Annotated in this window: 19 protein-coding genes; 5 read left to right on the top strand and 14 right to left on the bottom strand. The window is 69.8% G+C overall.

The features are described 5' to 3' along the window. The first annotated feature begins 64 nt into the window (after positions 1-64). Together AC07U4_RS09890 and ppc are read left to right on the top strand one after the other, a co-directional pair. Positions 65-217 (top strand): hypothetical protein, encoded by a 153-nt coding sequence (locus tag AC07U4_RS09890; RefSeq protein WP_495195318.1) that lies wholly within the window; start codon positions 65-67, stop codon positions 215-217. Positions 218-248: 31 nt separating this feature from the next. Further along, positions 249-2,933 carry a phosphoenolpyruvate carboxylase gene (gene ppc / locus AC07U4_RS09895; RefSeq protein ID WP_495195319.1) on the top strand — a complete coding sequence of 895 codons (2,685 nt, stop codon included), beginning with the start codon at positions 249-251 and terminating at the stop codon, positions 2,931-2,933. Here the strand turns inward: ppc and AC07U4_RS09900 are convergent. Continuing rightward, the gene (locus AC07U4_RS09900; protein ID WP_495195320.1) at positions 2,916-3,893 is read right to left on the bottom strand and encodes a phosphatase PAP2 family protein; all 978 of its coding nucleotides are present in this window, start codon (positions 3,891-3,893) and stop codon (positions 2,916-2,918) included. The two genes, ppc and AC07U4_RS09900, sit on opposite strands and share 18 nt — an antisense overlap. Before the next feature lie 356 nt (positions 3,894-4,249). After that, positions 4,250-5,551: a hemolysin family protein gene (locus tag AC07U4_RS09905; RefSeq protein WP_038664338.1), complete on the bottom strand. Its 1,302-nt coding sequence runs from the start codon at positions 5,549-5,551 to the stop codon at positions 4,250-4,252. Positions 5,552-5,702: 151 nt separating this feature from the next. Here AC07U4_RS09905 and AC07U4_RS09910 point away from each other — a divergent pair, with 151 nt between their 5' ends. Beyond that, positions 5,703-6,374, top strand: coding sequence for a YiaD family glycine zipper/OmpA-like lipoprotein (locus AC07U4_RS09910; RefSeq protein ID WP_038664335.1), 672 nt, complete (start codon positions 5,703-5,705; stop codon positions 6,372-6,374). A gap of 313 nt (positions 6,375-6,687) precedes the next feature. On the opposite strand, the gene AC07U4_RS09915 is transcribed toward AC07U4_RS09910, so the two are convergent. Both AC07U4_RS09915 and AC07U4_RS09920 read right to left on the bottom strand, forming a co-directional pair. Continuing rightward, positions 6,688-7,116 carry a nucleoside deaminase gene (locus AC07U4_RS09915; RefSeq protein WP_495195850.1) on the bottom strand — a complete coding sequence of 143 codons (429 nt, stop codon included), beginning with the start codon at positions 7,114-7,116 and terminating at the stop codon, positions 6,688-6,690. 58 nt (positions 7,117-7,174) lie between these two features. Next, positions 7,175-7,384 (bottom strand): hypothetical protein, encoded by a 210-nt coding sequence (locus AC07U4_RS09920; RefSeq protein WP_137899257.1) that lies wholly within the window; start codon positions 7,382-7,384, stop codon positions 7,175-7,177. Between the two features lie 155 nt (positions 7,385-7,539). On the opposite strand from AC07U4_RS09920, the gene rpmB reads away from it, so the two are divergent. Then, positions 7,540-7,845, top strand: a complete 306-nt coding sequence (gene rpmB / locus AC07U4_RS09925) for a 50S ribosomal protein L28 (RefSeq protein ID WP_038664329.1) — start codon at positions 7,540-7,542, stop codon at positions 7,843-7,845. 77 nt (positions 7,846-7,922) lie between these two features. Here rpmB and AC07U4_RS09930 read toward each other — a convergent pair whose 3' ends face one another. Continuing rightward, the gene (locus AC07U4_RS09930) at positions 7,923-8,993 is read right to left on the bottom strand and encodes an esterase-like activity of phytase family protein (RefSeq protein ID WP_495195321.1); all 1,071 of its coding nucleotides are present in this window, start codon (positions 8,991-8,993) and stop codon (positions 7,923-7,925) included. 103 nt (positions 8,994-9,096) lie between these two features. On the opposite strand from AC07U4_RS09930, the gene AC07U4_RS09935 reads away from it, so the two are divergent. Next, on the top strand, positions 9,097-9,480 hold the full coding sequence (locus AC07U4_RS09935) for a glycine zipper 2TM domain-containing protein (RefSeq protein WP_038664322.1): 384 nt from the start codon (positions 9,097-9,099) through the stop codon (positions 9,478-9,480). A gap of 386 nt (positions 9,481-9,866) precedes the next feature. On the opposite strand, the gene phbB is transcribed toward AC07U4_RS09935, so the two are convergent. The 9 genes from phbB to ptsP form a co-directional block, all read right to left on the bottom strand. Then, positions 9,867-10,589, bottom strand: coding sequence for an acetoacetyl-CoA reductase (phbB, locus tag AC07U4_RS09940; protein WP_038664319.1), 723 nt, complete (start codon positions 10,587-10,589; stop codon positions 9,867-9,869). Positions 10,590-10,660: 71 nt separating this feature from the next. After that, entirely contained in the window at positions 10,661-11,668 is a 1,008-nt protein-coding gene (hemH, locus tag AC07U4_RS09945; RefSeq protein WP_495195322.1) for a ferrochelatase, read from the bottom strand. Between the two features lies 1 nt (position 11,669). After that, the gene (locus tag AC07U4_RS09950) at positions 11,670-13,859 is read right to left on the bottom strand and encodes a xanthine dehydrogenase family protein molybdopterin-binding subunit (protein WP_495195323.1); all 2,190 of its coding nucleotides are present in this window, start codon (positions 13,857-13,859) and stop codon (positions 11,670-11,672) included. 319 nt (positions 13,860-14,178) lie between these two features. Continuing rightward, positions 14,179-14,544 carry a hypothetical protein gene (locus AC07U4_RS09955; protein WP_245640730.1) on the bottom strand — a complete coding sequence of 122 codons (366 nt, stop codon included), beginning with the start codon at positions 14,542-14,544 and terminating at the stop codon, positions 14,179-14,181. Positions 14,545-14,616: 72 nt separating this feature from the next. Then, positions 14,617-16,590, bottom strand: coding sequence for an ATP-dependent zinc metalloprotease FtsH (ftsH, locus tag AC07U4_RS09960; protein WP_137899252.1), 1,974 nt, complete (start codon positions 16,588-16,590; stop codon positions 14,617-14,619). Between the two features lie 55 nt (positions 16,591-16,645). After that, positions 16,646-17,677: a tRNA lysidine(34) synthetase TilS gene (tilS, locus tag AC07U4_RS09965; RefSeq protein ID WP_495195324.1), complete on the bottom strand. Its 1,032-nt coding sequence runs from the start codon at positions 17,675-17,677 to the stop codon at positions 16,646-16,648. Further along, a complete protein-coding gene (locus AC07U4_RS09970) occupies positions 17,640-18,578 on the bottom strand; it encodes a tetratricopeptide repeat protein (protein ID WP_495195325.1) in 939 nt (312 codons plus the stop codon). Before AC07U4_RS09970 ends, tilS begins: the two co-directional genes overlap by 38 nt. 75 nt (positions 18,579-18,653) lie before the next feature. Further along, positions 18,654-19,610 carry a helix-turn-helix domain-containing protein gene (locus AC07U4_RS09975; RefSeq protein ID WP_495195326.1) on the bottom strand — a complete coding sequence of 319 codons (957 nt, stop codon included), beginning with the start codon at positions 19,608-19,610 and terminating at the stop codon, positions 18,654-18,656. A gap of 98 nt (positions 19,611-19,708) precedes the next feature. Next, positions 19,709-21,982, bottom strand: coding sequence for a phosphoenolpyruvate--protein phosphotransferase (gene ptsP / locus AC07U4_RS09980; RefSeq protein ID WP_137899484.1), 2,274 nt, complete (start codon positions 21,980-21,982; stop codon positions 19,709-19,711). Between the last annotated feature and the right edge of the window lie 92 nt (positions 21,983-22,074).

Raw genomic sequence — 22,074 nt, forward strand, 5'->3', positions numbered from 1 at the left:
CCGGGACGGGATGCAGAAGGTCTCGTTCGCGCGAAGACGCGAAGGTGTTCCGCCTGGGACGAGCGTGGCCCTGTCATTGCAATGGCTTGATGTGACGGGCCGCGACTGCTGCAAGCGCGACACCTTCGCGTCTTCGCGCGAACCATTCTTCTTTTCTGACGAATCGAATCGGGAGCCCGCTGCGATTTCCCGCGTCTCCAACGCCATGACCGGTTGACCCGACTCCCGCCGCAGCGCAGCATCGGGCCATGGCCACGCACGACCCCGCTTCGCTTCCGCCGATCGCCAACAATCCCGACGTCCGCTTCCTCGGCGCGCAGCTCGGCGACGTCATCCGCGCTTATGGCGGCGAGGCGCTGTTCGAGGCGACCGAGGCGATCCGCCGCGCCTCGGTCGAGCGGCATCGCGGCACCGGCAGCAGCGACAGCGTCCACCAGCAGCTCCAGAACCTCGGCCTCGACGAGACGCTCGATTTCGTCCGCGGCTTCATGCTGTTCTCGATGCTCGCCAATCTCGCCGAGGACCGGCAGGGGATCGCCGCCGAACAGGGCGCCGACGTCGCCGCCGCGCTCGCCAAGCTGGCAGGCGAGGGGATCGGCCGCGACCAGGTGCAGCAATTGCTCGCCCATGCGCTGATCGTCCCGGTGCTCACCGCGCATCCCACCGAGGTGCGGCGCAAGAGCATGATCGACCATCGCAACCGCATCGCGCAATTGATGGCACTCAAGGACATGGGCCGCGACGAGACGCCCGACGGCGACCGCGTCGACGATGCGATCACCCGCCAGATCGCCTTGCTGTGGCAGACGCGCGTGCTGCGCCGCGAGCGGCTCTACGTCACCGACGAGGTCGAGACGGCGCTGTCCTATATGCGCGAGGTGTTCCTGCCGGCGCTGCCCGCGCTCTACCAGCGCTGGGACCGCGCATTCGGGGAGCGCGTGCCGAGCTTCGTCAGGCCGGGGAGCTGGATCGGCGGCGACCGCGACGGCAATCCCTTCGTCACCGCCGATTCGCTGCGCACCGCTCTGGGCCGCGCCTGCGAGGCGGTGCTCGGCTTCTATCTGGAGGGGGTGCACGCGCTCGGCGCCGAACTGTCGATCTCGACCGAGCACGTCCCCGTCGATGCCGCGGTCGAGGCGCTGGCCGAGGCGAGCGGCGATACCGCGCAAAGCCGCGCGGACGAACCGTATCGCCGCGCGCTGTCCGGCATCTACGCACGGCTCGCCGCGACGCATCAGGCGCTGACCGGCAAGGCGGCGCCGCGCCCCGGCCATCTCCACGGCGAACCCTATCCCGATCCGCAGGCGTTCCGCGCCGATCTCGTCGCGATCGCGCACGGCCTGTCGACAGCCGGAGCGCTCAAGACCGGCGGCGCGCTCGGCCGGCTCATTCGAGCGGTCGAGACGTTCGGCTTCCATCTCGCGACGCTCGACCTGCGTCAGAACAGCGCGGTGCACGAACGCGTCGTCGCCGAATTGCTCAGGACCGCGGGCGTCGAAGCGGACTATCTCGCGCTCGACGAAGCGGCGCGGGTCGCGTTGCTGCGCCGCGAACTCGCCAATGCGCGGCCGCTCGCCAGCCGCTTCATGACCTATTCGGAGGAGACGACGTCCGAACTGGCGATCGTCCAGGCCGCCGCCGAGGCGCATGCGAAATACGGTCCGGCGTGCATCACCAATTACATCGTCTCGATGGCGCAGTCGGTGTCCGACCTGCTCGAGATCAACCTGCTGCTCAAGGAGGTCGGCCTCTACCGGCCCGGCGACGCACCGACCGCGGCGGTGATGGCGGTGCCGCTGTTCGAGACGGTCGGCGATCTGGAAGCGGCGCCGGGGATCATGACCGACTGGTTCGCGCTGCCCGAGATCGCCGCGATCGCAGCGAAGCGCGGCCATCAGGAAGTGATGATCGGCTATTCGGACAGCAACAAGGACGGCGGCTATCTCACCTCGACCTGGCAATTGTCCAAGGCGTCGACCGCGCTGAAGCCGGTGTTCGAGGCGGCCGGCGTCGGCATGCAGCTGTTCCACGGTCGCGGCGGTGCGGTCGGGCGCGGCGGCGGTTCGGCGTTCGCGGCGATCCGCGCGCAACCGTCGGGAACGGTGCAGGGCCGTATCCGCATCACCGAACAGGGCGAGGTGATCGCCGCCAAATACGGCACCCGCGACAGCGCGATGACCAATCTGGAGGCGATCGCCGCGGCGACGCTGCTCGCCAGCCTCGAACCCGAGCGTCTGTCGAATGCGGAGAACGACGATTTCTGCGCGGCGATGGACGCGCTGTCGGACACCGCCTTCCACGCCTATCGCGACCTCGTCTACGGCACCGAAGGCTTCCGCACCTTCTTCCGCCAGATGACGCCGATCGGCGAGATCGCCGGGCTCAAGATCGGCAGCCGCCCGGCGAGCCGCAAGAAGAGCGACGCGATCGAGGATCTGCGCGCCATTCCCTGGGTGTTCAGCTGGGCGCAGGCGCGCGTGATGCTGCCGGGCTGGTATGGCGTCGGGCAGGCGATCGCCGGCTTCGCGGACAAGGGGCTGCTCCGGGAGATGGCGCAGGGCTGGCCGCTGTTCGCCTCGACGCTCGCCAATATGGAGATGGTGCTGGCCAAATCGGACATCGCGATCGCCGGCCATTATGCCGAGCTGGTCGAGGACGAGGCGCTGCGCAGCGGCATCTTCGGCCGCATCCGCGATGCCTGGCACCAGACGCACGACGGCTTGCTCGAGGTGACCGGGCAGACGCGGTTGCTCGAGAAGCATCCGGCGCTCGATGCGTCGATCCGGTTGCGGCTGCCCTATATCGAGCCGCTCAACCTGCTCCAGATCGAGCTGATGAAGCGCCATCGCGCCGGCGAGGACGATCCGCGCATCGGCGAGGGCATCCTGCTGTCGATCAACGCGGTCGCGACGGCGCTACGCAACAGCGGCTAGGCGGCGCGCGAGCAGCAGGTCGACGATCTCCATCGCCAGCATCGCGACGGCGGCGCCGATGATCATGTCGATGAGGTAATGCGTCCCCTCGACCGGAGTGGCGAGCAGCATCGCCGCGACCAGCCACGTCAGCCAGCGGCGCAGCGGCGGCGTCCGCCAGATCGTGCGCAGGTAGAGCGTGCCGGCGGCGGCGTGGAAACTCGGCGCCGAGACGAGCCCGCGCAACGCGCCGAGATCGACGGCGTGGATGGTATGCGCACGCAGCGCCGGGATGAGGTTCGACTGCCAGGTCTCGCTGACCGGCATATAGGGCACCGCGCCGCGCCACAGATAGGACAGCGGCCCGATCGCCGGCATCAGCGTGAACAGCGCCAGCGTCAGCACCGCGGCGAGCCAGAAGCCGGCGAGGAAGCGATGCGCCTCGCGCCGCTGGCCGGTCCGGGCGAACCAGCCGAGCAGGATCGCGGGGGTGAGATAGATGCTTTCGTAACAGGCGATGCCGAGGATCTGCAGCGGGCGATGATCGGCCACCGTCCGGTACCAGGCGAGCCAGTCGAAGCCGAGCGCGGTGTCGATCCGTTGCAGGGTCTGATCGGCATAGCCGTGGGTGAGCGCGGCGAGCGGATAGCTCGCCACCGCGCCGGTCAGCGCGATCAGCGTGAACACCGCATAATAGCCCGCCCCGTCGCGCAGCGCCGCGGCATGGCGCCAGCCGCGCGGTACGACATGGCTGCGCAGGGCGGCGACGCAGACCGCGGCGAGCACGAACGGCAGGTTGCTGCGGCTCCACAATGCGACGCTGAGCTCGGCGCGGTGGAGCAGCCAGGCGGTGGCGATCAGGCCGGCGAGCAATGCCGCGACGATCGTCGGACGCGAGAAGCCGGGCGTGTCGGCGGCGGCGCGGTGGGCAATACTCGGAGAGAAGGCGGGCCGGGCCGCGTGGACGCGCTGCGATAGCATTCAACTGCCTTGGTCGTTCGGACGATGCTCGTCGGCCCGATTAGCTGAAGTGGCGATGAATTGAATGCGTCCTTTGCATGTCGGTCGCGGTGAGCGGGTGGATTCGTGCGAAGACGGTGTGGTGCGGGGAAACTTTCCTCGGGGTGTCGCAGGATTGGTTCACGCGAAGCCGCGAAGGGGCGCGCGTGGCTCGCTCGGTCCCTACTCCCATCGTCATCCCGGCGAAGGCCGGGACCCATGGTCGCGATGCGCGTCGAGGTCGCGTGCTCACCTGTCCACCAGCGCATCCATGGGTCCCGACCTTCGTCGGGATGACGAACGGAAGGGCGTCCGCACTCCTGTGCGGAACCCCGCCGTCAGGCCTCGCTGACGAGCAACTTGTCGATCCGCCGGCCGTCGAGGTCGACCACCTCGAACCGCCAGCCCTGTTCCTCGAAGCTCTCGCCCTCGCCGGGCAGGTGGCGGAAGGCGGCGAGCGCGAGCCCCGCGACCGTGGCATAATCACGGTCCTCGGGCAGATCGATGCCGAGCCGTTCGGCGAGCGCATCCGCCGCCATCGTGCCCGCGACGAGCAGCGAGCCGTCGTCGCGCACGACGACCGAGGGCGCATCGTCGGGATCGGCGTCGCTGGCGAATTCGCCGGCGATCGCGGCGAGCAGGTCGGCGGGGGTGACGATCCCCTCGAAATGCCCGTATTCGTCGTGGATCAGCGCCATCGGCACCTCGGCCTGACGCAGCGCGATCAGCGCGTCCATCGCGTCGATCCGGTCGATCACCACCGGCGCCTTGCGCATCAGCTTGCGCAGGTCGAGCGCCTGCCCGCGGAACAGCGCCGCGGCGATGTCGCGCGCCTGGACGACGCCGATCACCGCATCGACCGAGCCGTCGGCGACCGGCAGGCGCGTGTGCGGCGTCGCCAGCAGCGTGTCGCGGATCCCCTCCGGCCCGAGGTTGCAGTCGAGCCAGTCGACCTCGGTGCGCGGCGTCATCACCTCGCGCACCGGCCGGTCGGCGAGGCGGACGACGCCCGAGATGATCGTGCGCTCATGCTCCTCAATCACGCCCGACTTGGAGGCTTCGGCGACGATCAGGTGCAGCTCCTCTGCCGTCACCTGATCCTCCGATTCGCGGTTGAGCCCGAGGACGCGGAAGACCAAAGCGCTCGACGAATCGAGCAGCCAGACGAGCGGCGCGCAGACCACCGCGATATAGCGCATCGGCAGCGCGACCAGCGACGCCACCGTCTCGGGTTTGCGCAGCGCGAATTGCTTGGGGACGAGCTCGCCGATGATCAGCGAGGCGTAGGTGGTCAGGCCGATGACCAATGCGAATCCCGCGGTCTGCGCCGTCTCCGCCGACAGGCCGAGCGCCTGCAGCCGTGCCGCCGTCGGCCCGCCGAGGCTGGAGCCCGAATAGGCACCCGCGAGGATGCCGATCAGCGTGATGCCGATCTGCACCGAGGACAGGAACTTGCCGGGATCGGCGGCGAGCTTCAGCGCGGCGGCCGGCCCCTTGCGCCCCGAGCGCGCCATCGCCTCCAGCCGCGCCTTGCGCGACGACACGATCGCCAGCTCGCTCATGGCGAACACGCCGTTGAGCGCGACCAATGCGAGGATGATCACGACGTCGATCCAGGGGAAGGGCGGAAGCGGTGCCATCGGCGGACGTGTCTTTGCCGCACAACGCGCGCGGCGACAACTGTCTGTATCGCGATGACGTGATTATGCGTGTCAGCCGCGGTTCAGATCGCTAGCGGAACAAGCCATAACGGACCCGAGTTTAGCCGGGAACGAACGTGAAAGGGTTGTCATGAAGTCGAAGTTCCTCGCCGCCGCGGCGCTCGCCGCGCTGGTCACCACCAGCGCCTGCACCACCGATCCCGAGACCGGCGAGCGCCGCATCTCGAAGACCGCGATCGGCGGCATCGGCGGCGCGCTGGGCGGCTATCTGCTCGGCGACCTCGTCGGCGGACGCCGCGACCGGACCGAGAAAATCCTCGGCGCGGGCATCGGCGGCCTCGCCGGTGCCGGGATCGGCGCGTATATGGACAAGCAGGAGCGCGACCTGCGCGCCCGCACCGCCGGCACCGACGTGCAGGTGACGCGCGAGGGCGACAATCTGGTGCTCAACATCCCGTCGGGGATCACCTTCGCCTACAACAGCGCCGACGTGCAGCCGCAGTTCCGCCGCACGCTCGACCAGGTCGCCGAGACGCTGGCGCAGTACAACCAGACCTATATCGACGTGTACGGCCATACCGATTCGACCGGTTCGGATTCCTACAACCAGACGCTGTCGGAACGGCGCGCGACCTCGGTGGCGGATTATCTCGCCAGCCGCGGCGTGCAGCCGGCGCGAATCGGCACGCGCGGCTTCGGCGAGACGCAGCCGATCGCGTCGAACGACACCGATGCCGGGCGCGCGGCGAACCGCCGCGTCGAGGTGAAGATCGTGCCGATCTCGCAGAACGACCTGCGCTGATTCGGGGTGCCGCTTCGGTCCGGGCCGGGGCGGCGCTTTGGTTAGCGCGAGGTAGCGAAGAAGGTTCTCGCGCGGAGGCGCGGAGGGTGTCGCGTTCATGGCGGGCGCGCACCCGCCCGGATCGTCATCCCGACGAAAGTCGGGACCCATGGTCTCGATGCTGCCGCGGTTCACGGACCATTGCCACCACCGCACCCATGGATCCCGGCTTTCGCCGGGATGACGAAATCGGGGGAGGGGGGGTGATCCACGACTTACCCTCTCCGCGCCTCTGCGCCTCTGCGCGAACCAACTATCCCGCGCCGTCGCGCCCCTATCGCCGCGACCGGAAGAACGTCCGCAGCAGATCGGCCGCCTCGCCCTCGCCGATCCCGCCATAGACCTCCGGCCGGTGATGCAGCGTCGGCTGCGCGAACAGCAGCGGCCCATGCTCCACCGCGCCCCCCTTGGGGTCGCTCGCGCCGTAATAGAGGCGGCCGATGCGGGCGTGCGCGATCGCGCCGGCGCACATCGCGCAAGGCTCCAGCGTCACCCACAGTTCGGCGTCCTCCAGCCGGTCGCGGCCAAGTGCGGCAGCGGCGGCGCGGATGACGCGCATCTCGGCATGGGCCGTGGGGTCGCACAGGGCGCGGGGCGCGTTGGCGGCGACCGCGACGATCTCGCCGCGCCAGACGAGCGCGGCGCCGACCGGCACCTCGCCGGCCAGCGCCGCCTCCGCCGCGGCGTCGAGCGCGCGGCGCATCGGGATCGGCAGCGGGAACATCGCCGCGCCCTGCCGGCCCCGGTCGACCGGGTAAAGCCTATTGCGCGTTGGCGGGCTTTTCGACGTTGACCGTGGGAACGGCGACCGTCTTGTTCTCGGTGCCGACGCTGACGCGGGCGACGTCCGCCTTGAACTGCGGCGCCTGGACGACGGCAGGATGCGTCTGGTCGATGCTGACCAGGCCGAACTGCATCGCCGCGACAACGACCAGCGCGACGATCCCGAGCAGTACCAGCAACGTGCGCATGCGATTTCCCCTACCGACGACCTTTACGATGGCGTAACAACGCCGGTGCGGCGACTCCGTTGCATCGCCGCCGGTGGACGGCACTGGTTGACGAGGGAGCCGATTGCCGCTAGTGGCGCCGACTTTCCGGGCAACCGAATTCAGGATCAAAAACCATGTCGCGCATTTGCGAGCTGACCGGCAAGGGCCGGCAGGTGGGCAACAACGTTTCCCACGCCAACAACAAGACCAAGCGTACGTTCCTGCCCAACCTGCAGAACGTCACGCTGATCTCCGATTCGCTCGAAAAGGGCGTCCGCCTGCGCGTCTCGACGCACGGCTTGCGCTCGGTCGAGCATAACGGCGGCCTCGACAATTGGCTGGTCAAGACCAGCGAGGACAAGCTCTCGCTGCGTTGCCGCCGCCTGAAGCGCGAGATCGTCAAGAAGCTGGCGACGACGTCGACGGCGGAAGCCGCCTAAGCGTTTCGCGTCGCGATTGCCGTGGTTCGAAACCCGCCGCTCCCCGAGAGCGGCGGGTTTTCGCCGTTGCGCGCGGCTCAGCGCTCCAGCCGGAATTTGAGCAGCAGGGTGCGTTGCAGCATCGACTGATTGTCGTCCGACACCAGCCAGACGATCGTCCGGCCCCGTTCCACCGTCGTCGCGACGCCTTCGAAATTGTCGTGGATCAGCGGCGCGTCGAGCGTCGCCAGCAGCTTGCCACGCACCACCGCCCCCGGCCGGATCGCCGCGGCGGGCACCAGCGATAGCCGGTTGCTGAACCGATAGGGCAGGCGGAAGGCGCGATCGAGCACCAGCAGATCGCCGTTGGGCAAGGCGGTCGCGTCGGCGGGATCGAAGCGGCCGTAGCCGAGATAGGCGAAGCGGTGCGGCCGGGTGACGATCGGATCGCCCGGAAAGATCAGAGCATCGCGGCTGGCGAGCCGTGCCGCCTCGGGGCCGTGCCAGCGCGAGCGGGGGACGTGCCGCATCTCGCTGATCGTGACGAATCGCCCGTCGGGCATACGGGCGAGCGATTCGGGGCCGCCGTTGTCGGGCCAGCCCGCCATCTCCCGCGGCGCGCGCTGCGCCTGTGCCCGCGCGAAGCCGGCCGAATAGCGCCAGATCGCGTTCGCGCGTTCGAAACCGACCCAGATCGCCCCCGTCTTCGGATCGCGCGCCATCGATTCGCTGTCGCGGTCGCGCTTCTCCCAGCCGATGCCGGGACCGCCGGGCAGGTTGCGGAAGCGTAAGGCGCGCGGCGCCCAATCGGCACCCATCGTGAAGGCGACGGCGTTGCCGCCGTCGCTCAGCAGCGTGAAGCGGTCGCCGTCGGCCTGCGGCACCACGCTCAGCGACGAATAGCCACCGAAGGCGGGATCGAGGCTGCGCAGCGCGACCCCGCCGAGATAGGTGAGCGAGCCCAGCCGTCGGCGTTGCGGATCGTGCGGGTCGAGCGCGACCGGCGTGGCGATCAGCTGCGGCCGGTCGCCGAGCAGCGCCAGCCGCTCCTCCCCGGTCCAGCCGGGGACGAGCAGCAGGACGGCGAGGACGACGAACAGGACGCGCATCGCGCCTCCATAAGCGGCGGGCGCGGCGGCGATAGCCTGAACGCACGATAACGGAGGCATTCAGGGTCCGCTCAACGCGAATCGGGCAAATGATGTGCATCGACGACGGGAAGGTCCCCCACCGGGCCGCCGCCGAGTTGGACAGATTTTCGGGAGAAGACCCATGATGAAGACCCTGAGCCTCGCCGGCGCCGCCCTCGCGATGACCGCCGCCGCCCTCGTGCCCGCCACCCCCGCCGCCGCGCAGCGCGGCTATTACGGCGGCTACGACCGTGGCTACGAGCAGCGCGGCTATGACCGCGGCTATCGTGACGACCGCGTCTATCGCGGCGGTCGCGGCTATTACGGCGATCGCGGCTATCGCGGCGGCCAGCGCTGCAACAGCGGCACCACCGGCACGATCGTCGGCGCGATCGCCGGCGGCCTGCTCGGCCGCACGATCGATACCCGTGGCGACCGTGCGCTCGGCACGGTGCTCGGCGCCGGTGCGGGTGCGCTCGCCGGCCGCGCGGTCGAACGCTCGGATCGCCCCGGTTACTGCCGCTAAGCGGCAGTGCTTGCCCTCGCGTAGCGTTTCGAGGGGTGAAGCCCGGTTGCCGTATGGCGACCGGGCTTCGTGTCGTTCGGGGATGGCGATGGCGAGGCTTGGGGCCGTCCCGGGTTATTCGCTCACGCGCGACGTGCCCCGGCCCTTGTCAAACCCTGCATGTGTTCCCGCGGAGGCGGGAACCCAGGGCCAAGCGAAGCAACATCTGATGACGTACGCGACTCCTGGGCTCCCGCTTTCGCGGGAGCACGGGCGTGGTTACGCCATGGGGCCAATCAGGACGCCGGCAAAGCCGTCGTCGGACGGGTTCGGCCTTGGCCGACCCGCCGGCCGTGACCGTTCGTGCGCTGCGCGCAGCGGCGCGGGCGTGGCCGCGCCTCGAACGGTCAATACATATGCTGGCCGCCGTTGATGCTCAGCGTCGATCCGGTCACGAAGCCGGCTTCGTCCGAGCACAGGAAGGCGACGCCGCGCGCGATCTCGCTCGCCTGGCCGAGGCGGCCGACCGGGATCTTGGCGACGATCTTCTCCAGCACGTCGCCGGGGACCGCGGCGACCATGTCGGTGTCGATATAGCCCGGCGCGATCGCATTGACCGTCACGCCGACGCGCGCGCCCTCCTGCGCCAGCGCCTTGGTGAAGCCGTGGATGCCCGATTTCGCCGCGGCGTAATTGACCTGGCCATATTGGCCGGCCTGGCCGTTGATCGAGCCGATGTTGACGATCCGCCCCCATTTGCGTTCGCGCATGCCGGGGAACACCGCTTTCGCCATGTTGAAACAGCCGCCGAGATTGGTGTCGATCACCTCTTTCCACGCCTGATAGGTGAGCTTCAGGATCGTGCCATCGCGGGTGATGCCGGCATTGTTGACGACGATGTCGACCGGGCCGAGCTCGGCGGCGACCTGCGCGCAGCCCTGCTGGCAGGCGTCAAAGTCGGCGACGTCCCATTTGAACGCGCGGATGCCGGTCCGCTCGGTGAAGGCGCGGGCGCGTTCGTCGTTGCCGGCATAATTGGCGGCGACGGTGACGCCCGCTTCCTGCAAGGCGAGGCTGATCGCCTCGCCGATGCCACGCGTACCACCCGTGACGATCGCTACCCTGGCCATCCGTACCTCTCCTTATGCTTAACCTGAGGCTAGGCAGAGGCCGCTGAACTGGCAATGGCCGTAGCGTAATTTTACGTGTCGGCGATCCAGCCGGCGAGCTCGCGCGCGATCAGCGTGCGCAGCATCGCCATTCCCGGCGCGCCGTCGTTGAGACAGGGCAGATAGGCGAAATCGGTGCCGCCCGCGGTCATGAAGCTCTCGCGGCCGCGGATCGCCAGCTCCTCCAGCGTCTCCAGGCAGTCGGCGGAGAAGCCCGGCGCGATCACCGCGACCTTGCGGACGCCCTTGGCGGGCAGCGCCTCGAGCGTCTCGTCGGTCGCCGGGCCGAGCCACTTGGCCGGGCCGAATCGCGACTGGAAGGCGACGACCAGCTCGCGTCCCATCGCCTCGCCGAGCAGCCGCGCGGTCTTCTGGCAGTGGCAATGATAGGGGTCGCCGAGCTGCAGCGTCCGCTTCGGCATGCCGTGGAAGCTGGCGATCACCGCATCGGGGACGAAATCGAGCGTCGCGATCTGCATCTCGACCTGCGTCTTGAGCGCGGCGATATAGGCGGGATCGTCGTGATAGGGCGGCAAGGTGCGGATCGCCGGCTGCCAGCGCATGTCGGCGAGCGCGGCGAATGCCTTGTCGTTGGCGGTCGCGGTCGTCGCGGCGCAATATTGCGGATAGAGCGGCGCGATCAGGATGCGCTCGCACCCCGCGTCCTTGAGCGCGGTCAGCCGGTCGGCGATCGCCGGATTGCCGTAGCGCATCGCATAATCGACCATGACCCCCTCGCCGAACGCGCCCTGCAAGGCCTGCGATTGCCGGCGGGTGATCGCGGCGAGCGGCGAGCCCTCCTCGCTCCACACCAGGCCATAGGCGTGCGCCGACTTCTTCGGCCGCGTGTTGAGGATGATGCCGCGCAGGATCGGCTGCCACGCGATCGCCGGGATCTCGACCACGCGCTTGTCGGACAGGAATTCGCCGAGATAGCGTTTGACCGATTTGGCGTCGGGGCCGTCGGGGGTGCCGAGGTTGGTCAGCAGCACGCCGATCTTGCGGGCGGGGATCGGCGGATGGTCGGCGGGGATCAACATCTTACCGCCTTAGCGGCAGGTGACGCAGGCGGATACCGGTTGCGGCATGCAGCGCGTTGGCGATCGCCGGCGCGACCGCGGGGACGCCGAGTTCGCCGACCCCGCCGGGCGGCTCGTCCGAACGGACGATCTCGACGACGATGTCGGGCGTATCGGCGAGCCGCGGCAGCGCGAGGCCGGCAAGCCCGCGCACGTCGCTGCGCCCGGCGGTGATCCCCGTCGACGCGCCGAGCGCGTGGGCGAGGCCGAAGATCAGCCCGCCCTCGATCTGTTGCAGCACCAGATCGGGGTTGATCGTCCGCCCGCAATCGACCGCGGCGACGAGTCGCGCGACGCGCGGGCGGCCGTTCGCCAGCTCCGCCTCGGCGAGCACCGCGATATGGCTGCCGCGAAAGCTGTGGCAGGCAATGCCCTGGCCCGATCCTGCCGCGCCGCCCGACCAGCCGCCGAGCGCCGCCACCGTGGTAAGGCAGCGCGCCAGCCGCGCATCGCCGCCGAGCATGCCGATCCGGTAGGAGAGCGGCTCGGTGCCGGCGACCTGCGCGAGCTCGTCGACGAACGATTCGGTGAAGAAGGCGGTATAGCCGTGCGCGCCGCCGCGCAGATGGCCGGTGGGGACGCCGATCTCCGCGGGGTGATGGTCGATCCGCAGCGCCGGGATGCGATAAGGTGGCTGCGCGCCGGCGACCGCATAGGGATCGCCGGTGCCGAGCGCCCAGCCGGCGCCGGGCAGCAACCGGTGGGCGAGCGCATGGCCGGTGGCGGGCGCGGCGATCGCGGCATGCCACGCCGCGATCGCGCCGTTGCTCGACAGGCGGGCGCGCAGCCGAGCGTGCGCGGGCGGGCGGAAGCGGTCGTGCGCATTGTCCTCGCCACGCGACCAGACGAGGCTGACCGGGCGCTTGAGCCGCATCGCGAGCAGCGCCGCCTGTTCGGCGACCAACGGGTCGAGCGTTGCGCCGAAGCCGCCGCCGGCGAGCGTCGGATGGAGGACGACTGCGCTTTCGCTGATCCCTGCGACCTTTGCCGCGGCGGCGCGGGCGGCGGCGGGCGCGGCGGTCGGCAGCCACAGTTCGAGCCGGCCGTCGCGCCACGCGGCGGTGGCGCTGGTCGTCTCCAGCGCGGCATGGACGCCGGGGGCGGCGGTATAGTCCGCGGTGACGACGCCGGCGCCGTCGAGCAACGTGCCGAGGTCGCCGATCGCGGCGATGCGCTGGCCCGGCTTGGCGAGCGCGGCGTCGACCGTACGGGCGATGCCGGCGCTGTCCGGAAGCGGCGCGTCGCTGGCGAAGCGCGGCGCGAGCGCGTCGAGCGTACGTTGCGCGGCCCAGCCGGTGGTGGCGATCGCGGCGACCCAAAGCGGCGTCTCGACCACCGTCAGTACGCCGCGGATGCGATCGGCGGCGGCGCGGTCGACGCCGATCAGCCGCGCGTCGCCGATCGGCCCCTGACGGATCGTAGCATGGACCATGTCGGGCAGGCGGATGTCGCCGGCGAAGCCGGCGGAACCGTCGACCTTGGCGGGGACGTCGAGCCGCGGCAGCGACCGGCCGACGAGCTTGCCCGCGCCCTGCACGCCGATCGGCAGCGGGTCGGGGATGGTCTCGGCGGCCGCGGCGGCGGCGAGGTCGGCGAAGCGGAGGCGCTGCGCGCCGTGCGTGACGAAGCCGGCATCGACCGCGCAATCGGTCCAGGCGACGTCCCAGCGCCGCGCCGCCGCCTTGCACAGCAATGCGCGGGCGGCGGCACCGGCGGTGCGGCAATCGTCCTCGAACATCCGCACCGAGGTCGATCCGCCGGTGACGATCAGCGCGCCGCGGCGGGCGACGGTCATCTCGACCGATTCGGGCACGTGGATGAGCGTGCCTTCGAACAGCTCGTCGAGCGCGAGCGGGTTGGCGTACAGCGGGTTGATCGGCGCCGCCTCCACCCCGACGGTGCGCCAGTCCGCGCCGAGCTCGTCGGCGACGATCTGGGGGAGGGCGGTATAGACGCCTTGCCCGTGTTCGAGCTGCGGCACCGCGACCGTGACATGGCCGTCGGCACCGATCTTGAGCCAGGCGCCGAAGCCGGTCTCGCCCGGGATGGTGGCGAGATTGGGCGCGTAGCGGCGCGGCCATATACCCCAGGCGACGACCAGCCCGACGCCGGCACCACCGCCGATCAGGAACGTGCGTCGGGTGGGGCTCATCGTGCGGCTGTATCGGGGCTTGCCGGGCGTGGAAAGGTTCGCGCGCGTTTTGAGGGCGGCGGCGTGGCGGGGGCGCCGGGAAGCCGGCTACCGCCTGCGAGCCCCGCCCGCATATCCCCCTGCGAGCGCCGTGCCCCCATTCGTCATCCCGGCGGATGCCGGGACCCATGGATACGACGCCGCCGATGTCGCGCACATCATGTCCGCCAGCGCGTCCATGGGTCCCGACTTTCGTCGGGATGACGGACGGGGCATCGCCCGCCACCCAGCAGCATCTCCGCGCCTCCGTGCCTCCGCGCTTAGATCCCGCCCACTACGCTCAGCACGGATAGGTCTTGGCCAGCACCCGCGCATATCCCTCCTTGAGCGGCAGCTTCTTCTCCGCCGGCGACAGCGCGTCGAGGCCGCCGAGCATCTGCAGGATGCCGATCTTGGCGCCTTCGGGCATGCAGGCGATCGGTTTCTTGCCGGCGGCGACGCGCGCGGCGCTGTCGGCGCGGAGCTGGCGGGTGGCGGTGTCGGCCTCCGCCTTGAGCACCTGATAATCGGGGTTGGTCAGCGCGGTGAAGGGATTCTCGCGCAACGGCGCGGCGCGGGTGAGGAAGGTGCCGACGCTCATCGCGGCGCTCGCCGGCGCCGCGGCGGCGAGGGAAACGGCAAGGGCGATCAAGGCTTTACGCGACATCGGCGGCACTCCGAAAGGGAATGCCGCCGATTAGCGCGAACAAACTGACGGCGGGCTGAACCGCCGCGGGGGTTACGCCCCCGCCGGCGCCGGGTTGCCGAACGGGCCGCCGGGGCGGCGCGTCTTGGGGATCGAGGTGCCGGCCCGCGGCACGCTCGGCTTCGGACCCGAGTCGATGCGGCCGATCTCCTCGCCGGCGATCAGCTTCTTGATCTCGTCGCCCGACAGCGTCTCATATTCGAGCAGCGCACCGGCGAGCAGGTGGAGCTGGTCGACATGCTCGGTCAGCAACTGCTTGGCACGGGCGAGGCCGCCCTCGACGATGCCCTTGATCTCGTCGTCGATCAGCTGCGCGGTTGCATTCGACATGCGGACCGGCTGCGACGACGAATAGCCGAGGAACGATTCGCCCTCGGGCTGGGCATATTCGACCGGGCCGACCTTGTCCGACATGCCCCATTTGGTGACCATGTCGCGCGCCAGACCCGTAGCGTACTGGATGTCGCCGCTCGCGCCCGATGAAACCTTGTCGTAGCCGAAGATGATCTCCTCGGCGACGCGGCCGCCCATCGACACCGCGAGGTTGGCGTACATCTTGTCGCGGTGATAGCTGTAGCTGTCCCGCTCGGGCAGGCGCATCACCATGCCCAGCGCACGGCCGCGCGGAATGATCGTCGCCTTGTGGATCGGGTCGCTCGCCTGTTCGTGGATCGAGACGATCGCGTGGCCCGCCTCGTGATAGGCGGTCATGCGCTTCTCGTCCTCGGTCATCACCATGCTGCGGCGCTCGGCGCCCATCATGACCTTGTCCTTGGCCTCCTCGAACTCGGCCATCGCGACGAGCCGCTTGCCCTTGCGCGCGCCCATCAGCGCCGCCTCGTTGACGAGATTGGCGAGATCGGCACCCGAGAAGCCCGGCGTGCCGCGCGCGATCACCCGCGCGTCGACGTCGGGCGCCAGCGGCACCTTCTTCATATGGACTTCGAGGATCTTGATCCGGCCCTCGATATCCGGGCGCGGCACGACGACCTGACGGTCGAAGCGACCCGGACGCAGCAATGCGGGATCGAGCACGTCGGGACGGTTGGTCGCCGCGACGATGATGATCCCCTCATTCGCCTCGAAACCGTCCATCTCAACGAGCAACTGGTTGAGCGTCTGCTCACGCTCGTCGTTGCCGTTGCCGAGGCCGGCGCCGCGATGACGGCCGACCGCGTCGATCTCGTCGATGAAGACGATGCACGGCGCGCTCTTCTTGGCCTGTTCGAACATGTCGCGGACGCGGCTGGCGCCGACGCCGACGAACATCTCGACGAAGTCGGAGCCCGAGATGGTGAAGAACGGCACGCCCGCCTCACCCGCGATCGCGCGGGCGAGCAGCGTCTTGCCAGTGCCGGGCGATCCGACCAGCAGCGCGCCCTTCGGGATCTTGCCGCCGAGCCGCGCGAACTTGGTCGGGTCCTTGAGGAAGTCGACGATCTCGGTCAGCTCGGCGCGCGCCTCGTCGATGCCGGCGACGTCGTCGAAGGTGACCTTGCCTTCCTTCTGCGTCAGCATGCGCGCGCGACTCTTGCCGAAGCCCATCGCGCCGCCGCCAGTGTTCTTCTGCATCTGCTTGATGACGAAGAAGGCGATGCCGAGGAACAGCAGGAACGGCAGCGACTGGTAGAGCAGCAGCATCCACATCGACGTGCCCTCGTCGGGCTTGGCGGCGATGGTGACGTTCTTCTGGCGCAGATGCGGGACCAGCGTCGGGTCCTGGATCGGATAGGTGCGGAACGTCTCGCCGCTCGAATAGGTGCCGGTGATGACGTCGCGGCTGATCGCGACATCCTTCACGGTACCTTCGTCGACCTGGTCGAGGAATTTCGAATAGGCGACGGTGTTGCGCGCGCCCGCCGTATTCGGTCCGTTGAACATCGTGACGAACAGCGCGAGCGCGAGCAGGATGCCGACCCAGATGAGCAGGCTCTTCATCCAGGGGTTGCCGCCGTTGCCGCCGTTGCCGCCATCGCCGTTCTGGGGCTGCTTGTCGTTATCGTTCATGGGGAACCTTTCGCAGCACAAGATAGGCGTGTGGAGGTTAATGGCAATGGAACGCTCAGCCTGATTCGGCCGATCCGGAAGAACGACGCGCCGGGGCGGGACGGAAACGCCAGCTCTCGCCGTGCGGCGACACCAGCACGCCCGCCTGCGTCGCCCGCCGGCCGGCGGCGAGCGCGTCGAGCAGCGCCTCGATATTCGCCGAGTCGCTCCACTTCGGCGCGGGCAAAGCGGCGGCCGCGACGACCTGTCCGATCGCGCGGCGGGCGAGGCGGCGGACGAGTTCGCGGGGCAGGCCGGCCATGTCGATCCGCACCCCGGCGCCATCGGCGGCCGCGCGGCTCGACCACAGCCATTCGACGATCGCGCGCACGTCGCCATCCGCCTCGGCGAGCGCGGCGGCGGCGCGGGCGAGCTGCGGCGGCCCGAGCCATTCGTTGGCGTCGAGCAGGCGGCGGAAGCGGGTGCGGTCGTGCGCCGGATCGGCGTTGGAGGGATCGTCGACGAACGGCGCCTCGGCGCGTCGCACGATCGCGCGCAGTTCGGCCCGGCGCCATTCGAGCAGCGGCCGGATGACGGTGGCGCCCTCGATCGTCGCGCGCGGCCGCACCCCGGCGAGCCCGGCGATGCCCGATCCGCGCGCGGCGCGCATCAGGAAGGTCTCGGCCTGATCGTCGGCATGGTGCGCGGTGGCGATCGTCTCGGCGCCGATGGCGCGGGCGTGGTCGGCGAGCAGGCGATAGCGGACCTGCCGCGCCGCCGCCTGGATGCTCGCGCCGGTGATCGGTTCGTCGGGGATCAGCGTCGCATGCGGCACGTGGAGCAACGCGCAATGGTTCGCCACCATCGCCGCCTCCCCGGCCGCGGCGGCGCGCAGCCGGTGGTCGACGGTGGCGACGCGGATACGGCCGGGGAAGGTCGCCGCGGCGAGCGTCAGCATCGCCATCGAATCGGGCCCGCCCGACACGGCGAGCAGGATCACCCCGCGCGGCTCGACCCCGAGCGCGCGGTTGAGGTCGTGATGGAACCGCTCCGCCGCGACGGCGAACGGGTCACTTGCACTTGGCGGCGGTACGGCCCTTCTGGACATCGGCCTTCATGCTCGGAGAGATCTTGGTGCCGTAGACGTCGGTCAGTTCGCCATAGACCTTGCATGCGTCGGCCGGCTTGTTGAGCTTCATCAGCGCCTGGGCGAGATAATAGAGGCTGTCCGGGGCGCGTTCGCCGTCCGGCATCTTCTTGTAATTGTCGTAGAAGGCCATCGAGGCGAGGCTCGGCTTGCCCTCGTCGAGATAGGCGCGGCCGAGCAGGTTCTGCGCCCAGCTCGCGCGGCGATGCTTGGGATAGTCGGCGACGACCTTCTTAAGCTGCACCTCGGCCTGCGGATATTGCTTCGCCGCCCACAGGCGATAGCCGTAGAGATATTCGTCCTCGGGCGTGTCGCCGGTGCTCGGCTTGTCGACCTTGGCGCCGGCCACCGCGGCGGCGGAGGGGGCGGTGTCGCCGGCGGCGGCGACCGACACGGGTGTGTTGCTCCTGGCCGGCGTGGCGGCGGGGCGCGCACTGTCGTCGCCACCACCGAGCGGTGCCGAGCCGGGCGCGGCGGCCAGCGCCGGGGTGGTCGCCAGCGTCTTCAGCTGCGCGTCGTTGCTGCGCTTATAGGCGTCGAACTGATCCTGCAGCTGGCGCAGCTTGAACCCGGTCTGCTCGATCTGGTCGGTCATCGACGCCATCTGCTGTTCCAGCGCGGTGACGCGGCCGGTGAGGTCGGCGACCGCGCTGGTCGCCGGCGTGCCGCCCGCCTGCTGCGGCGCGTCGGGGCGGGTGATCTCCGGCTGGAGATACTGGCCGGCGCCGCCCGGGAACACCTTGCGCTGCACCGCGCGCATCTCGCTCTCGAGCTTGCCGACGCGGCCTTCGACGTTGCTCTGCGCCGCGGCGGCGACCGGTATCAGCGAGGTGGCGGCAAACGCCCAGATGATCGTACGCATAATCTTGGCACCCCCCGGCGCGGCTTGGGTCATTTCCATGCCGCCATAGCTGCATCCGGCCACCTGTCGCCAGCCTTAAGGTGCGAAAGAATTGCCTGTCGCCGCCGGCTCTTGCGGGACGATGCGGTCGGCGCCGGCGGTGTCGGCGGCGCTGCTGCGCCGGTTGCCGCCGTCGCGCCGTGCCCCGCCGCTGCGGGTCGGTCGAGGCGCCGCCGTCGGCGTCCCGGTGGGCTGGGCGGCGGGCTGGCCGGCGAGGCGCAGCGCGACCGCCGAGCCGCTGACCGCGACATCCTTGATCGGGCGCGATCCGTCGCCGAGCGGCGGGATCGCCGAACCGTTGAGCGTGACCGCCAATTTGTCGGGACGGCCGACGTTGATCATCGGATCCTTGGCGGCAGCGGGCACCTCGAACCGGTCGCCCGGCTTCATCGTACCCTGGAACAGCACCTTGTCGTCGGCGTCGTAGACGCGCAGCCACACCGTGTCGGTCGCGGTCAGCACCACCTGGCCGCCGGTCGGGATCGCCGGCGACGGCGCCGCGGTCGGCTTGGGCGCGACCGCCTGCGTGGCGACGTCGTCGTTCGCCGCCGTGGTGGTGGCCTGCGGCTGGAACAGGCTGCTGCCATACCAGAGCGCGACGAGGATCAAGACCGCGAGCGCGACGCCGGCGCCGATCACCGCGACGCCGCGCGAGGGCACCCGCGCCGGGTCGGCGGTGACGTAGGGGACGTATTCGGGCTGGCGCGGCCCGAGCCGGTCGAGCTCGCGGCGCACGTCCTGCGCGATCGAGACCTCGTCGGCGTCGACGGCGCGCGCATAGGCCTTGGAGAAGCCCATCGCATAGGTCGGCGAGGGCAGCAGCGCGTAGTCGCCGGTCTCCAACGCCTCCAGATGTCGTTGCGGCACGCGCGTCCGCGCCGCGACTTCGGCCAGGCTCAGCCCCCTGATCTCCCGCGCTTGGCGCAGCCGTTCACCCGGGCGAGCCTGGGCAACGGGGGTCGGGTTCGGCTGGCCGGGATCGACCTCGTCCATTCGTGTCTCCAAGGGAGGGCTGCGGATCGCTGACGTGCATGACATTCCCCGATGCCTTGCTGCAAGTCAACGCGGGGTGGCCGCGGTTCGGCAGCCTTTCAGGCCAGATCGACGCCGTGCTGCGCCGCCCATTCGGTCAGCGCGCCGCGCATGTCGCGCGGCGGACGCGCGATCAGCTCGGCGACGAAGCGCTGGACCGCGCCATGATCGAGGCTGCGCACCATCGCCTTGATCGGCCCGATCGCCGCCGGGGTGATCGACAGCCGATCGATTCCCAATCCGATCAACGCCATGGCCTCGACCGGCCGCCCGCCCATCTCGCCGCAGACGCCGAGGTCGACGCCCGCGTCGCGGCACGGCCCGATCACCCGCGACAGGAAGCGCAGGATCGACGGGCTCAACCAGTCGTAGCGTTCGGCGAGCCGCGGATTGGCGCGATCGGCCGCGAATAAAAATTGCGTGAGGTCGTTGGTGCCGACCGACAGGAAGTCGATGTCGGGCAGCAGCAGGTCGAGCTGCTCGGCGAGCGCCGGCACTTCGAGCATCGCGCCATAGCGGATCGCCAGCGGCGGCCGACGGCCGCGCGCGTCGAGCCAGACGCGCTGCGCCTCGAACAGCGCCTTGGCCTCGGCGAATTCCCACGCCTCCGACACCATCGGGAACATGACGTTGAGCGTGCGCCCCGCCGCCGCCTCGATCAGCGCGCGCGCCTGCACCTTCATCAGGCCGTCGCGGTCGAGCGCGAGCCGCAGCGCGCGCCAGCCCATCGCCGGATTCTCCTCGTCGGCATCTTCCTTGTTGAGATAGGGCAATGCCTTGTCGCCGCCGATGTCGACGGTGCGGAAGATCACCGGGCGCGTCCCCGCCGCGTCGAGCACCTCGCGATAGAGCCGCTGCTGGCGCTCGCGCTGCGGCAGCGTCGCCGAGACGAGGAACTGGAATTCGGTGCGAAACAGGCCGATGCCGTCGGCACCGGTCACGTCGAGCGCGGCGACGTCGTCGCGCAGCCCGGCGTTGACCATCAGCGTGACGCGGTGGCCGTCCTTGGTCACCGGCGGCACGTCGCGCAGCGCGGCGAAGGCGGCTTTGCGTTTCTGGCGCATCGCGAGCTTGGCTTCGAACGCCTCCTCCATCGCCGCCGACGGGCGGACGAAGACGTTGCCGGCAACCGAATCGAGCAGCAGCAGATCGCCCTCGGCGATCAATCGGCGGACGTCGCGGACGCGCCCTAGCACCGGCACGCCCATCGCGCGCGCGACGATCGTGACATGTGCGGTGAGCGACCCTTCTTCCAGGATCACCCCCTTCAGCCGCCGCTTGTCATATTCGAGCAATTCGGCGGGGCCGAGGTTGCGCGCGATCAGGATCGTATCCTGGCGCAGCCCCATCTGCGCCGCCGTGCCCATCTGGCCCGAGACGATGCGCAGCAGCCGGTTGGCCAGATCCTCGAGATCGTGCATCCGGTCGGCGAGCAGCGGATCGTCGATCTGGCGCATGCGCTGGCGGGTGCGCTGCTGGACGCGCTCGATCGCGGCCTCGGCGGTGAGCCCCGAATCGATCGCCTCGTTGATCCGCCGCGCCCAGCCCTCGTCATAGGCGAACATCTTGTAGGTCTGGAGGACCTCCTCATGCTCGCCGCCGACGCCGAATTCCGCCTCGCGCGTCATCCGGTCGATCTGTTCGCGCATCTTGTCGAAGGCGGCATAGACGCGGTGGCGCTCGGCGTCGGTATCCTCGGCGACGGTATGTTCGACGACGATGCGCGGCTGATGGAAGACGGCGTGGCCAGAGGCCATGCCCTCGACCAGCTTCTGCCCGGGCAGGCGCACCGCCGCGGTCGACTGCGGCCGGTCGCTGCCGGCGGTCGCGCTGTCGATCAGCCCGGCGTTGGCGATCAGTTCCGACAGCACCATCGCGACGGTCTGCAACGCCTCGATCTCGACGTCCTGATATTTGCGCTGCTCGCTGTGCTGGACGGCGAGCACGCCGACCGCGCGCTCGCGGCGGATGATCGGCACGCCGGCAAAGCTGTGATAGCGTTCCTCGCCGGTCTCGGGCTTGTAGGCGAAATCGGGGTGGCTCGCCGCTTCGTCGAGGTTGAGCACCTCGACATCCTCGGCGATCGAGCCGACCAGCCCCTCGCCGAGCGCCAGCTTGGTGACGTGGACCGCCGCCTGGTCGAGCCCGCGCGTCGCGAACAGTTCGAGCACGCCCTCGCGCAGCAGATAGATCGAGCAGACCTCGCTATCCATCGCCTCGGCGATGATGCCGACGACGGCGTTGAGCTTGGCCTGCGCCGGGTTGCGACCCGCCATCACGTCGTGAAGGCGGGTCAGGATCTCACGGGCGGATGCGGCGGCCGAACTGGGCATGACAGCAGGGCTAACAGATGCCGGGGCAGGGTGCCATGCACCATTCGTCGGGGGTGGGGGTTCTCAGACTTCCAAATTCCTCCCCCGCCAGG

This window comes from Sphingomonas sp. GW821-FHT02B09, assembly GCF_059421875.1.